The organism is Parafrankia elaeagni (assembly GCF_000374165.1).
Classification (GTDB): Bacteria; Actinomycetota; Actinomycetes; order Frankiales; family Frankiaceae; genus Parafrankia; species Parafrankia elaeagni.
On the sequence record NZ_KB893729.1, the window covers coordinates 1 to 12,841 of the forward strand.

The 12,841-nt window shown below is 69.6% G+C and carries 14 protein-coding genes and 2 pseudogenes; 6 read left to right on the top strand and 10 right to left on the bottom strand.

Translation table 11 applies throughout. From position 1 onward, the window contains the following. Positions 1-262: ISAzo13-like element transposase-related protein (locus B207_RS0117755; RefSeq protein ID WP_018637914.1), on the top strand; the 262-nt coding region annotated here is incomplete at its 5' end. Between the two features lie 46 nt (positions 263-308). Here the strand turns inward: B207_RS0117755 and B207_RS41585 are convergent. From B207_RS41585 to B207_RS0117760, 3 genes are read right to left on the bottom strand one after another with little or no spacing between them, the layout of a single operon-like run. Next, a complete protein-coding gene (locus tag B207_RS41585) occupies positions 309-641 on the bottom strand; it encodes a hypothetical protein (protein ID WP_230205080.1) in 333 nt (110 codons plus the stop codon). Positions 642-700: 59 nt separating this feature from the next. Then, positions 701-805 (bottom strand): hypothetical protein, encoded by a 105-nt coding sequence (locus B207_RS42915; protein WP_407671430.1) that lies wholly within the window; start codon positions 803-805, stop codon positions 701-703. Next, positions 802-1,044: a hypothetical protein gene (locus tag B207_RS0117760; protein ID WP_026311167.1), complete on the bottom strand. Its 243-nt coding sequence runs from the start codon at positions 1,042-1,044 to the stop codon at positions 802-804. The genes B207_RS42915 and B207_RS0117760 overlap by 4 nt, the downstream gene beginning before the upstream one ends. Before the next feature lie 2 nt (positions 1,045-1,046). Here B207_RS0117760 and B207_RS41590 point away from each other — a divergent pair. The 3 genes and pseudogenes from B207_RS41590 to B207_RS41595 form a co-directional block, all read left to right on the top strand. Then, a pseudogene (locus tag B207_RS41590) lies at positions 1,047-1,752 on the top strand (integrase core domain-containing protein). 262 nt (positions 1,753-2,014) lie between these two features. Continuing rightward, the gene (locus B207_RS34370) at positions 2,015-3,679 is read left to right on the top strand and encodes a sensor domain-containing diguanylate cyclase (protein WP_268258208.1); all 1,665 of its coding nucleotides are present in this window, start codon (positions 2,015-2,017) and stop codon (positions 3,677-3,679) included. An 88-nt stretch (positions 3,680-3,767) separates the two neighbouring features. Further along, positions 3,768-3,926: pseudogene (locus tag B207_RS41595) on the top strand (IS6 family transposase); the annotation flags it as partial. 51 nt (positions 3,927-3,977) lie between these two features. Here B207_RS41595 and B207_RS37000 read toward each other — a convergent pair. Genes B207_RS37000 through B207_RS41600 form a run of 6 tightly spaced genes read right to left on the bottom strand, consistent with a single transcriptional unit; the run spans position 3,978 to position 9,576 of the window. After that, positions 3,978-4,649, bottom strand: a complete 672-nt coding sequence (locus B207_RS37000; RefSeq protein ID WP_018637918.1) for a hydrogenase maturation protease — start codon at positions 4,647-4,649, stop codon at positions 3,978-3,980. Then, positions 4,646-6,043: a Ni/Fe hydrogenase subunit alpha gene (locus B207_RS0117785; protein ID WP_018637919.1), complete on the bottom strand. Its 1,398-nt coding sequence runs from the start codon at positions 6,041-6,043 to the stop codon at positions 4,646-4,648. The genes B207_RS37000 and B207_RS0117785 overlap by 4 nt, the downstream gene beginning before the upstream one ends. After that, the gene (locus tag B207_RS0117790) at positions 6,040-6,843 is read right to left on the bottom strand and encodes an NADH-quinone oxidoreductase subunit B family protein (protein WP_018637920.1); all 804 of its coding nucleotides are present in this window, start codon (positions 6,841-6,843) and stop codon (positions 6,040-6,042) included. Before B207_RS0117790 ends, B207_RS0117785 begins: the two co-directional genes overlap by 4 nt. A gap of 3 nt (positions 6,844-6,846) precedes the next feature. Then, positions 6,847-7,725 carry an FAD/NAD(P)-binding protein gene (locus B207_RS0117795; protein ID WP_018637921.1) on the bottom strand — a complete coding sequence of 293 codons (879 nt, stop codon included), beginning with the start codon at positions 7,723-7,725 and terminating at the stop codon, positions 6,847-6,849. After that, on the bottom strand, positions 7,697-8,236 hold the full coding sequence (locus tag B207_RS0117800) for a cyclic nucleotide-binding domain-containing protein (protein WP_018637922.1): 540 nt from the start codon (positions 8,234-8,236) through the stop codon (positions 7,697-7,699). Before B207_RS0117800 ends, B207_RS0117795 begins: the two co-directional genes overlap by 29 nt. Continuing rightward, positions 8,233-9,576, bottom strand: coding sequence for a 4Fe-4S dicluster domain-containing protein (locus B207_RS41600; RefSeq protein ID WP_018637923.1), 1,344 nt, complete (start codon positions 9,574-9,576; stop codon positions 8,233-8,235). The genes B207_RS0117800 and B207_RS41600 overlap by 4 nt, the downstream gene beginning before the upstream one ends. A gap of 226 nt (positions 9,577-9,802) precedes the next feature. Between B207_RS41600 and B207_RS34380 the strand changes: the two genes are divergently transcribed. After that, positions 9,803-11,797 (top strand): NAD-binding protein, encoded by a 1,995-nt coding sequence (locus B207_RS34380; RefSeq protein ID WP_018637924.1) that lies wholly within the window; start codon positions 9,803-9,805, stop codon positions 11,795-11,797. Here B207_RS34380 and B207_RS0117815 read toward each other — a convergent pair. Continuing rightward, on the bottom strand, positions 11,781-12,179 hold the full coding sequence (locus B207_RS0117815) for an ArsR/SmtB family transcription factor (protein WP_018637925.1): 399 nt from the start codon (positions 12,177-12,179) through the stop codon (positions 11,781-11,783). The genes B207_RS34380 and B207_RS0117815 overlap by 17 nt on opposite strands. Before the next feature lie 98 nt (positions 12,180-12,277). Between B207_RS0117815 and B207_RS0117820 the strand changes: the two genes are divergently transcribed. Beyond that, the gene (locus B207_RS0117820; protein WP_026311171.1) at positions 12,278-12,838 is read left to right on the top strand and encodes an ArsI/CadI family heavy metal resistance metalloenzyme; all 561 of its coding nucleotides are present in this window, start codon (positions 12,278-12,280) and stop codon (positions 12,836-12,838) included. The last annotated feature ends 3 nt before the right edge of the window (positions 12,839-12,841 follow it).

Sequence of the window (12,841 nt, forward strand, 5' to 3'; positions counted from 1 at the left end):
GCCCCTGGCTACCCGGCAGCACCGGCTGTTCTCCCGGATCACCGCGAACTGGCGTGGCCGGCCGCTGACCACTTTCCAGACCATCGTCAGTCTCATCGCCAACACGACGACCACCACCGGCCTCACAGTCCGCTGCGAGCTCGATCCCGGCGACTATCCCACCAAGGTCAAAGTCACCACACAGGACAGGGAGAGAATCCCGATCAACAGACATGACTTCCACGGAGACTGGAACTACACGATCAACCAGCCAGACGATTAACTTATATCAATCCGAACCCTTAGTTGAGTCGGTCGCGCAAACATGATCACCGGTAGTGCGCCGTGACTGGTTCCGCTGTCTGTTGGCATCTTTGACGCGGTAGGAGTTGTACCTGGTTCGCGCGCAGGTGAGTGCGGTGGCGGCGGGCGGCATTGAGCCGCTTTAGGATCTCTGCGTCAGGGTGCCGCCAAAGTCCTTTTCCGCTGATCAGGCCGATGATCTGGAGGACGCGTTCGAGTCTGCGGGCGGTGGCTCGCATGGCTTTGGCGATGCTTTTGTGTCCGGTGAGGCGTAACGCACTGATGGCGGTGTCACGGGCGATGACCCACGCGAGTGGCACGTTGCCGGTGCGGGCGGTGTGGCGGTCCTCGTCGAGCACGCGGTCGCGGACGTGGTGGACGGCTTCGACGTCCAGTGTTCGCGGGACCCGGCGGGCTGCTACGGACGCAGGAGCAGCTTGCCGCGGGGGTGTCCGCCTTCGCTCAGGTCCTGGGCCCTCGCGGCATCGGCGAGCGGAAAGCGCTGGTTGATCCGGACGCTCAGCCGGCCGTCGGCCGCGAGGCGCGGCGTAGTCGGCGAGCTTCGGCCCGAACGGGCGGGATGGGGCCGCCGGAGAGCGCGATGCCCAGCTCGAAGGCCTGGGGGTCGGCGATGGTGACGATGCGGTCGGTGGTGCCACCGCGCAGCTCGATCGAGACATCCAGGGCGTCGTACCCTGCGGCGTCGTAGACGGCGTCGACCCTGTGGGGCTCCAGAACCCCGATTTGGATGGTGACCTGCATGTTTGCCTGCCGGACGGGGCCTGCGTCGGGCAGGCTGGATGGTCATGGTGTGGTCGCTGTTCCACGCCCTGACACGGAACGCTTTCGGGCTGATGTTGCTCCGGGTACGTGGGGACACTGCGAAGGACGTCGAGCTCCTCGTCCTGCGACATCAGGTGGCGGTGTTGCGACGGCAGGTGAACCGTCCGACGCTGGAACCGGAAGGATCGGGTGATCCTCACGGCGCTGTCCCGGCTGCTGCCCCGGGCCCGCTGGGACGTCTTCTTCGTCGCCCCGGCCACCGTGTTGCGCTGGCACCGTGACCTCCTCGCCAGGAAATGGACCTATCCGCGGAAGTCGCCCGGGCGACCACCAGTCCGCCAGGAGATCCGCGGTCTGGTCCTGCGCCTGGCGCAGGAGAACCCGACCTGGGGCCACCGCCGGATCCAGGGCGAGCTCGTCGGGTTGGGTTACTCTGTCGGGATCGCCACCGTCTGGGTCGGCACCGCCCGCCGCGAATGCACCGACAGATTATTGATCGTCTCTGAACGGCACCTGACCACCGCCCTCACCACATACGCCGAGCATTTCAACACCCACCGGCCTCACCGTTCCCTCGGCCAGCACCCGCCCGACTCACCGCCCGTGGTCACCCCGACCCCGGGGTCCACCGTCCGTCGCACACGCATCCTCGGCGGGCTGATCAACGAATATCGCAACGCCGCCTGACGACACTCCCGGGCGATCATGTCAGCTGCAAAAGCGCAGCTCACCGGCCGAAACCCTGATTTTGGAGCCCCACAGGGTGAGCCCCCCCGGTCTACCCGACCGTTTCAAGGTCTAAATTAAGGGTAGATAAGTGAGGTGTAGGCAAGTATTCAGGAGATAGTCGCGACAGAGTGGGGGTGGCGCGACGACACGGGTCTGGGACGATGAGCTGTTCGATCGCCTTGAGATCGGGCTGAGTCTGACCTGTCTTCGAAATCGGCAGATCTGGCGCGTAAATGCGGCTATGTGCAAAATTCTAGGTCGGTCGAAATTCGATCTTATTGGTGGCACCTGGGACGCTCTGAAGACTCCTTCTGATGTTAACGGAGGGGCGGATGTGTCGCAGCTGCTGAGCGGCGAACGGACTGTGTCACGGCATCTTGCCCGGTTCGTCCGCTTCGATGGCAGCGTGATTTATATCGTGGTAAGTACCCGAGTTGAGGAGTACGCGGACGAGCCCTGCTGCTGCGGCCAGATCCAAGATGTGACCGATACTGCTGCTGCTCGCGACCAATTGCAGATGATATTGGAAAGAAGTCCGGTTTCCATGGGGCTTACAGATCTGTCCGGCCGGATCGTAATATCAGGTGGCGGCTCCGTTCCTGCTCTGGCCGAGGACCTGGAGGCTGCCGGGCGGACATCCATCTTCGAGATTTTCAGGCACACCCCGGATACGCTGACAATGATGCGGCGAGCGATGGGCGGCGAGCCTTCCATCGGAATGATCAAGGCCTACGGGCGCTCCTACGATCTCCACGTGAGGCCGATCCGTAATCCGGCCGGGCAGGTCAGCCACGTCGCCTCGATCGCCACAGACGTGACGGAGCGCGAACGAGCACATGATGAGCAAAGCGCCGTCACCGAGCTGGCTCATCAGGCGTTGCAGATCGTCGAGCCGGAACGGTTGTGGAACCACGCCGCCGCCGTCCTGGCCAGCCGGCTGGATGCGGCCGTCACCGTGCATGTGACCGAACCAGGACACGGACTTGACCTGATCGCCGCGGTTGGGGCGCTGCCACCGGCTCCCGTCACCGCTGTGGCTGTCCGGGACGCCCTCCTGATCGGGCCGCCGGACCAGGGCGACGGAACAGGCGCGCGGAGCCTCCGCCGGAGGGGGCGCTGGTTGACTGTGTCCCTGCCGCTCGGCCGACCCAGCGCGCCCGCCGCCATCCTCACGATCTACCGGATGAACCGGGAGTTTCACGAGGACGACAGTCAGGGGACGGCGGCCGGGCCGTTCACACCTGGCGAGGTGGAATTTGTCGACGCGGTCGCCAGTGTGCTCGGTGCCGCAGCGGTCCGGTTCGCGATGGAACGCGAAGCCAACTACCGTGCGTTGCACGACAGCCTGACAGGCCTCCCCAACCGCGTCGCCCTGCTCGACCGGCTCAAGTGCAACCTCGAACAAAGCCGGAGCGATGGTCTCCGTACCGGCGTCATCTTCATCGATTTGGACGGTTTCAAGGTTATAAATGACAGCCTCGGTCATCTCGTCGGCGACGGCGTCCTGCGTGAGGTAGCCGACCGCCTACGCGCCTCGGCTCGGCCGGATGACGTCGTGGCCCGGCTTGCCGGCGACGAGTTCGCCATCCTCTGCGAACAGGTCTCCACGATCATGGAACTCGAGCGAACGGCACAAGGCGTCATTACCGCACTTGCCAAGCCGATCGCGCTACCGGAAGCCGACGTTACGATCACCGCCAGTGTCGGAGTGGCAATCTCGGGTACCGGCCTCGCCAATGCCGATCGGCTTCTCAACGCCTCCGACGTCGCGATGTACGTCGCGAAACGAGCCGGCCCCGGCCACTGCGTCGCTTACCAGCCGGCCATGCGCCTCGACCAGGCGACGTCACCCGGCCCGGTAGGCCAGCGGCGCTACAGAGCTTGAATGGTCGGGGTCTGGTTACGGGGGTTCCGGGTCGAGGGATAGGTCAGTCTGGCCGAGGAGGCCGGTGATGAGGTCGGGTCGGTACTGGATGCGTTTGAGCAGGGTCTTGATCGTGGCGGTGAGCTGGTCGACGGTGACGCGGATGCTCGCGGAACGTGGCATCGAGATTGATCATGTGGCCGTGTAGCGGTGGGCGGAGCGGTTTACGCCCCTGCTGGTCGAGGCGGCGCGGCCGTGTCTCCACCGAACCCGGGGCGGTTCACCCTGCCTCCCCGCACCTGCTCACACCATCTGTAACTTACCTGCCATGTAAGTTACGCCCCGCGCCATTCGCGCGCGGCTCGCGACATCCGTGATTCTGCGATCTTGTGACCTGGTGACCTGGTGACCTGGTGACCTGGTCGCCACGGGCGTCACCCCCATCCCCGGCGAGTCGGCAGTCGGCATCGCCGACTCGGCCCGCCCCTTCACGGCGGGTCTCGGACTCCACCAGGGAGGTGACCCTGCTGATCGCCACGTCCACAGGTGGGCTTGGGACGGCGCCGGTGGTGAGGTCGGCGGCTCGGATCGCGTAGATCACCAGAAGGGGCGGCAGCAGGCCGAGGACGCCGGCGAGTTCGACGGCGTCGGCGACGCCCAGCGCGTGGGTGGACGTGCCGCGCAGGCCCGGTGGCAGGATCTCGGCGGGCGAGCCGTGGCTGGCGGTGATGACGGCGTGGTGCACGGTGCCGGGCGGAGCGTCGAAGACCGCGGCGTCGATGAGCCAGACGACGTCGGCGTGCGCCCAGGCGGCAAGCAGACCGGCGGGTTCCCCGGTGTGCTCGATGATCTCGGTGCCGGGTGGGCATCGTCCGGCGGCGAGGCGCCGGACGACGAGTACTCCCGCGGCGTCGTCACCCCGGTAGGGGTTGCCGACGCCGATGACCTTCAGCCGCGGATGATTCTGCCCGTGGTGCCCCGGAGGGTTCATGTCCGCGTTATGTCCAGGGTGAGGAAATGCGTCGCGCAGGAGATGCAGGGATCGTGGTTGCGGATGATTCGCTCGCACAGGAGAGTGAGGTCGGGGTGCGGCAGGTCCAGGTGACGTCCGAGGACGCCGCGCAGGTCCTTCTCGATCGCCCGCTGGTTCTGTGAGGTGGGCGGCACGATCTTCGCGTCGAGGATCGTGCCCGCGGAGTCGGTGGTGTAGCGGTGATAAAGCAGCCCGCGCGGAGCTTCGGTCGCGCCGTGCCCGGTGCCGGCGCGTGGGTCGGCGGGCAGCGCGGGCTCGGCTGGCTCGGTGTAGCGGTCGATGATTCGTAGGGCCTCGTCGGCGGCGTGCACCATCTCGACGCAGCGGACGAGGATGCTTCGGAAGGGGTTTCGTTCCGGGGCGCGCAGGCCGGCCGCGGCGGCCGTCCCGAGGGCGGCCGGAGCCAGCCAGGGCGCGTTCAGCGCGAAGCGGGCCAGGGGGCCGCACAGGTAGGGGCCGTCGGCCAGGGTCGCGTGCAGAGCGTTCGACCATGGAACCTGATGTTCGGTGATGTGGTCGTCGAACTCGTCCGCGGTGATGTCGAGGCCGGTGGTGGCGGTGATCCGGCCGCGTTCGATCGCATAGACCCCGGGCTGGCGGAGCGCGACGAAGGGCCCGTCGAGGTGGTCGTCCGGAAAGTCGAGCGTCGCCGCGAACAGGGCGGTGTCGTGCGCGATCTCGCGGGCCTGTTCGAGGACCGGTCGCAGTGCGGTCAGCTCGGCGCGGAGCGGCGCGCGGTGCCAGCCGCCGACCCGCGCGTTGATCGGGTGGATCGAACGTCCGCCGATGACCCGGATGAGCTCGTTCCCGGCCTTCCGGAGGATCAGGCCCTGCTTCACGCGCCGTGGCTGCGAGCGTGCCAGCTCCAGCGCGCTGTCGGCGCCGAGGAAGTCGGGCAGGTGCAGCAGGAAGACGTGCAGCGCATGGCTTTCGATCCATTCGCCGCAGTAGACCAGCCGGCGCAGGTCGGCTGCCGGGCCGGTGACCTCGACCCCGCAGATCCGCTCGATCGCCGCCAGGGCGCTCATCTGGTAGGCGATCGGGCAGATGCCGCAGATGCGGGCCGTGATGTCCGGCGGCTCGGTGAACGCCCGACCGCGCAGCAGGGCCTCGAAGAACCGGGGCGGCTCGAAGATCCGGAGCTGGGCCTGTTCCACCCGCCCGTCGCGGATGCGGACGACAAGGCGTCCCTCGCCCTCCACCCGGGTGAGCGGCGGCGGTGCGATCGTCGTCGTGGCCGAGGACGCTCCCCTCAGCCGGACCGGCAGTTCGTCCGGCAGTTCGTCCGGCGGTTCGTGCGGCGGTTCGTGCGGCGGTTCGTCCGGTCGGTCGGGGGGACGAGCGGGTGTCATGGTGCGCCACCCACGTCACGGAACGCCGGGGCGGCCGCGTTGAACGTGTGGAAGACCCGGTCGACGTCGTCGTCGCTCATTCCCAGGACGCGCAACTGGTGGATCAGCGCGGTGGTGTTGGGGCTCTCCATCGGGCCGAAGCAGCCGTAGCAGCCACGGTGATAGGCAGGGCAGAGGGCGCCGCAGCCGGCGTGGGTGACCGGGCCCAGGCAGGGCGTGCCGTGCGCGACCATGACGCACACCGTTCCGCGGCGTTTGCACTCGGTGCAGACGGACGCGGAGGAGACGGTCGGGCGTCGACGGGCGAGGAAGGCGCTGATGACCTCGAGGAGCTGGCCGCGGTCGATCGGGCAGCCGCGCAGCTCGAAGTCGACGCGGACGTGCGCGGAGATCGGTGTGGACGTGGCCAGCGTCGAGATGTAGGCGGGGGTGGCGTAGACGGCGGCGACGAAGTCGTCGACATCGGCGAAGTTGCGCAGGGCCTGGACACCGCCGGCCGTCGCGCATGCGCCGATCGTGACCAGACGTCGGGACGCGGCCCGGATCTGGTGGATGCGTTCGGCGTCCTCGCGGGTGCTGACCGAGCCCTCGACGAGTGAGAGGTCGTAGGGGCCGGCGACAACGGCGCTGGACGCCTCCGGAAACGAGGCGACGTCGACGGCCGCGGCGAGTGCGAGCAGCTCGTGCTCGCAGTCGAGCAGGGTCAGCTGGCAGCCGTCACAGGAGGCGAACTTCCAGACGGCCAGCGTGGGCCGGGTGACCGTGCCGGGAAAGGGCAGGTCCGCGATGGTGTGAGACACTGTCTACAGCTCTCGGACGAGTAGGAGTGGGCCGAGGCGGCCGTAGTCGCAGACCGGGCCGTCCAGGCAGAGCAGCAGCGGGCCGAGCTGGCAGCGGCCGCAGTGGCCGACCCCGCAGTGCATGTTCCGTTCCATCGACAGGTGGACGCGGTGCGCGGGGATGCCGGCGTCGACCAGCGCCTGCGCGGTGAGCCGCATCATGATCTCCGGCCCGCAGGTGAGGGCGACGGTGCGCGCCGGGTCGAAGCGGGCCTGCGGCAGCAGCGCGGTGACCACCCCGACCCGCCCCTTCCAGCCGGGATCGGCGGCATCCACCGTCAGCAGGACCTGGACATCGGGCCGGGCCGCCAGCTCCGCGAGGTCGGCGTGGTAGAGCACGTCGGCGGGTGTGCGACTGCCGACCAGGAGCGCGACCCGGCCGACCTCGTCCCGCCGCCGCAGGATCCACTGGACGACCGGGCGCAGCGGGGCGAGCCCCAGCCCACCCGCGACGAGCAGGACGTCGCGTCCCACGATCTCGTCCAGCGGCCAGCCACGCCCGAACGGCCCCCGCACCCCGAGCATGCCGCCGGGCCGCGTGGCACAGATCGCCTCGGTGACCGCCCCGACGGCCCGAACGGTGTGCAGCAGTGGGGGGACCTCCGACGGGAGCGAGGAGACCGACAGCGGCACCTCGCCGACGCCGAAGGCGTAGAGCATCGTGAACTGCCCGGGAGCCGCGACGACCGGCACACCGCCGTCGCCGGGCACCAGCCGCAGCGTCCAGGTGTCAGGTGACTCCTGGACGCGATCGGCCACCCGGAACAGCCGCGGCGTCTGCGCGCTGACGGCCGGCCCCGCGAGCGCCGCCGCCTCAGCTCCGGGCCGGGTTCCGATAGACATCAAGCAACCTCATCCTGGTCGCCGACAGGCGCCCGGCGAGCACCCGCGCGAGGTGGAACAACAGGTCACAACCCAGCTCCGGGTCCTCGGCGATACGGGCCCGCAGACAGCCCGCTCCGACCGCGGCCGTCTCCACGGCCGTCAGCGCCCGGGCGTCGAAACGCAGCCGATACGGCGGGAACAGCCAGGACCAGCCGACGACGTCGCCGGCGCCCACGGTCTCGATCGTGATGGCCCCGCGGGCCGGCACGAACATCTCGATCGCGACGGTTCCCGCGCGGACCAGGTGCAGGGTGTCGGCCACCTCACCTTCACGGAAGAGCACCTCGCCAGTCCCGAAGGTCATCTCGTGGGCGCAGCCGTCGAGGACCGCCAGGTGCTCGGGCCGCATCCCGGCGAACGCGGCCACCTCGGCGAACGCGGTGACCTCGGTGAACGCGGCTACCTCGGCTACCTCGGTGACCGAAGCGGTGTGCGGCGCGGGCGACGAAGGCGGGTGGCAGGCCGTCATCGGGGCGGGTCTCCCGGGGCGACGTTCGTCCGGATGGCGGCCAGCTCCTCGGTGACGTCGATGCCGACCGGGCACCAGGTGATACACCGCCCGCAGCCGACACAGCCGGACGAACCGAACTGGTCGTGCCAGGTACCGAACTTGTGGGTGAGCCACTGCCGGTAGCGGGAACGCGGGGCCGCGCGCACGGCGCCACCGTGCAGGTAGGAGTGGTCCAACGAGAAGCACGACTCCCAGCTGCGCCAGCGCTCCGCCTCACCGCCGGCCAGGTCGCCGACGTCCTCGACCGTGACGCAGAAACAGGTCGGGCAGACCATGGTGCAGTTGCCGCAGGTCAGGCACCGCTCAGCGACGTCGTCCCAGCGAGGGTGGTCGAGGCTCGCGGCCAGCAGGTCACGCAGACCGCCCGCATCCACCACCCTGCCCATGCGTGCCGCCGCCCGCTCCACCGCAGCCTCCGCCGCCGCGCGGTCGGCGGAGGTCACCGGCCGGGCGGCCCGGCCGACAGCGCATCCTCCCGGGCCGGTGACGCTCGCGGTGGCCGTGCCGGCTGTGTCCCTCCCGGCGGTGTCCCTCCCGGCTGCGTCCTCGTCATCCCCGGCTGTGTCCTTCCCGGCGGAGTCGTTCAGCTCGGCGGCGTTCAGCTCGGCGGCGTTCAGTGCGGCCAGGAGCTCGGCGCCGCGCGGGGTACCCGCCTCGATCAGGAAGCGGTGCTCGCCCTCGAGGATCTCGCTGAGGAGCAGGTCGTAGCCGCTGCCGCGGCGTATCGCCGGTCCGGTGTCCATCGACACGCAGAAGCAGGTCCCACCGGGTTCATGACAGTTGACACCGATGATGAACAGTCCCTCACGGCGAACGGCGTAGTCCCGGTCGGGATAGCGACCGGTCACCAGAACCCGGTCCTGGATCGCGACTGCGTTCAGCTCGCACGAACGCACGCCGATCAGGGCCAGCGGGGCGGCCGGCGGGGGTTCCTCCTCGATCTGGACGTCGTTCTGGGCGTCGTTCTGGGCGTCGGAGTCCCGGTTCTGCCGGATACGCATCAGTCGCAGCCGCGGGGGCAGCAGGAACTGCTTCCATGAATGCGGGCCGACCGCATAGCCGAACCTGGCGTCGTCGGCGCGGCGTTCGAGACGGTAGCTGGCGGCGTTCTGCACGTCGGTCCAGCCCACCGGCAGCTGCCCGGCGTCGGTGATCTCGCCGTAGACGATCGCCCGGTCGCGGATCGTCGGACCGACGACCTCGTAGCCCCGCTCCCGCAGCGCGTGGATCAGCACGTCCAAGCCCGCCGGCGGGACGACGAGGCCTGCGTCGACAGGATCTGGGACAACAGCGGTCACAGTGCCTCCTGGAAGCCGCGCGCCCCGAGGCGCCCGGCCCTGACGTCACGCACGTCGCCTGACGTGTCCATTCGACTACTGCCCGGGTTGGTGGTGGGTGAACCGCGAGCCTGCCCGACCTCCCGGCGGGCTGCGGCCGCCCCCTGGGCGTGCCTCGTCGCGCCCGTATCTTGCTTCCAGGCTGTCCGCCCACTTCGGAGGTCCGGAGCGTCGACTGGGGGAAGACATGGCAGCGGCTGTCGGCCACGTCATCGTGTGCGGACTGAGTGACCTGGGCCTGCGGATCACCGAGCAGCTGATCGGGTCCGGCGTGGCCGTGGTCGTCGTCGACGACCGTTACGCGCCCACCGGGGGACGCCAGCTCGAGCGGTGGGCGGCCCGCCTGGTGGTGGAGAGCCCGCACACGGCGGAGGCGCTGTGCGAGGCCGGCGTCGACACCGCGCTGGCGGTCGTGGCCTGCCACGAGTCCGACCTCGCCAACCTCCAGACGGCGATGGTGACCGCGGAGACCGCGCCGGCGGTCCGGCTCGTCCTGAGCATCGACAACGCGCAGCTCGGCGATCAGCTCGCCGCGGCACTCCCGCAGGCCCGGGTGCTCAACCGGGCGGAGCTGGCAAGCCCGGGCTTCGTCATGGCCTGCGTCCGCTCGGACGTCCTGCACGCCTTCACTCTCAACCGTCCCGGCGCGGGCGGCCCGACCAGCCGTGAGATCTTCACCGTCGTCGACGAACGGGTGGAGCGGCCCGGCATCTTCCGGGACATCTACGGAGACCTGACCCCGATCTCGCTGCACCGGCGCGGGGAACGGCTCGTCGAGATCTGCCCGCCCCGGGACGTGTCCCTGCGCCCCGGTGACCGGCTGACGGTCATCGGCCGGACGTTCGAGTACGGCGCCCGCGACATCACGGTGGCGGGCCTGGACGACGCGCGGCTGTTCTCGACCCTCGTGGGCTACGCGGCCGAGGGCACCGGAGAGGACCTTGCCGGAGTCACGTCCTCGCGGGGGCGGCCAGCCGGCCCCACCACCCCGGCAGCGGCTCGCCGGCGGAACCACGCGCTGCGGTCCCAGCTGGAGCTGCACGCCACCCGCCGGCATCCCGGAACACGCCTGAGCGAGACCGCCGCGATGATCCGCAGCGAGTTCGACCGGCCGTTCCGCTGGGCGCTGGCCGCCGTTCTCACGGTCATGGGCGTCAGCACGGTGGTCCTGTCCCTGGCCTACGAGAGCCACAACCCGGAGGCCCCTGCCGGCTTCTCCCCGCTGGACGCCCTGTACCTGACGGTCGAAACAATGGTGACGGTCGGCTACGGCGACTTCAACTTCGGTGCCGCGGACAACTGGCTCCAGGCATTCGGGATCGTGCTGATGCTGGCCGGGGCGCTGTCGATCGCGGTCGTCTACGCCTTCATCACCAACGTGATCATCAGCCGTCGGCTGGAACGCGCGCTGGGCCGCGGACGGATCGGGGCGATCGACGGCCACGTCGTGCTCTGTGGGCTCGGGTCGGTCGGCCTGGCGACCATGGAGGGGCTGCTGCTCGCCGGCCGGCAGGTCGTCGTGATCGAACGCGACGAGACGAACCCCTATCTGCCGGTGGCCCGCGAACTGCGCGTTCCCGTCGTCATCGGCGACGCGGCCGTCCGGTCGACGCTGCTGGAAGCCGGTATGCCCCGTGCGACGACGATCGCGGCGCTGAGCAGCGACGGAGCCGCCAACCTGGAGGCGGTGCTCTCCGCCCGGGAGGCCCACGACGAACAGCCGGAGCGCATTCCGGACACCCGGCTACGGGTGGTGCTGCGGACCTCCGGCCCGACGATGGCGGACGAGGTGGAGCGCCTGTTCGACGTCCACACAGCCCGCAGCGCGTCCGCCCTGGCCACGCCCTACTTCGTCGGCGCCGCCCTCGGCTACCACGTGATCAGCACCTTCTATGTCAAGCGCACGCCGTTTCTGGTCGCGAGGATGACGGTCCACCAGGGCAGTGCCCTGGCCGGCCCGACGCTGGAGGAGCTGGCGACCGGCACCCGGGTCCTCGCGGTCGGGGCCGAGAAGGCCGAGCTGGAGTACCGGGTGAGCCGGCACACCCGGCTGCGGCCCGGCGACGAGCTGCTCGTGACCGGTCCCGTCACCCAGATCATCGACATGGTCCGCCGCAACCAGCCGGTCGCGGCAGGCCGCCGGCCGGACCCGCCCCAGCCGGGTGTTACCGGCGTGGGCTGAACACGGTGGCGAGAGCGGCGAGTGCTTCGGGCACGGCGCGGTAGTAGGCCCAGACGCCACGTTTGTCGCGGGTGATGAGGCCGGCGTCGACGAGGACTTTGAGGTGGTGGCTGATGGTGGGCTGGGTGAGGCCGAGGGGTTCGGTGAGCTCGCAGACGCAGGCTTCGCCACCGTCCCGCGCGTAGATCATCGACAGGAGTCGTAGCCGGGTGGGGACGGCGATGGCCTTGAGGACGGCGACCAGCGTGTCCGCTTCCTCGGCGGACAGCGGTGCGCGGGTGAGCGGGGTGCAGCAGGTCGAGATGGCCCCCGCGAGGCCGGACGGGTGATCGCTCGGCGGCTCGACAACCGGGAGGGCCGCCGGCGGAGAGGTGGTCGCCATGCCTCCAGCATGCCTCAGCTATTGACAGCCGTCTATGTGTCCGTCCATCCTCGGGCTGGCAAGGACATAGACGAGTGTCGATGCGAAGGGTGGTCGTGATGGCCAGGGTGCAGTTGGCGTTGAACGTGTCCGACGTGGACGCGGCGGTGGAGTTCTACACGAAGCTGTTCGGGGTCGAGCCCGCGAAGCGGCGGCCGGGGTACGCGAACTTCGCTGTGGACGTGCCGCCGCTGAAGCTGGTGCTGATCGAGAACCCGGACGCCCGCGGCGCCGGAGTGGCGGGGGCGCTGAACCACCTGGGCGTGGAGATCGAGACGTCGGAGGAGGTGTCCGCCGCCGCGGCCCGGCTGCAGGACTCGGGGCTGGTGACGGCGGTGGAGGAGAACACCGCCTGCTGCTACGCGCTGCAGGACAAGGTGTGGGTCGATGACCCGGACGGCGCGCCGTGGGAGATCTACACGGTGCTCGCCGACATCGCCGAGAGCGCCGGCATCGCCGAGAGCGCCGGCATCGCCGAGAGCGCCGGCACCGCCGAGGGCGCCGGTACGCAGCTGCGGACCGTCGAGCCGGGTGATGGCCCGGGGTCGGCGTGTGACTGCGGGCCCGTGTGCGCGCCCACGATGACGATCGAACCGGCGTCTGCCGGCGCGGCACGCTGACGC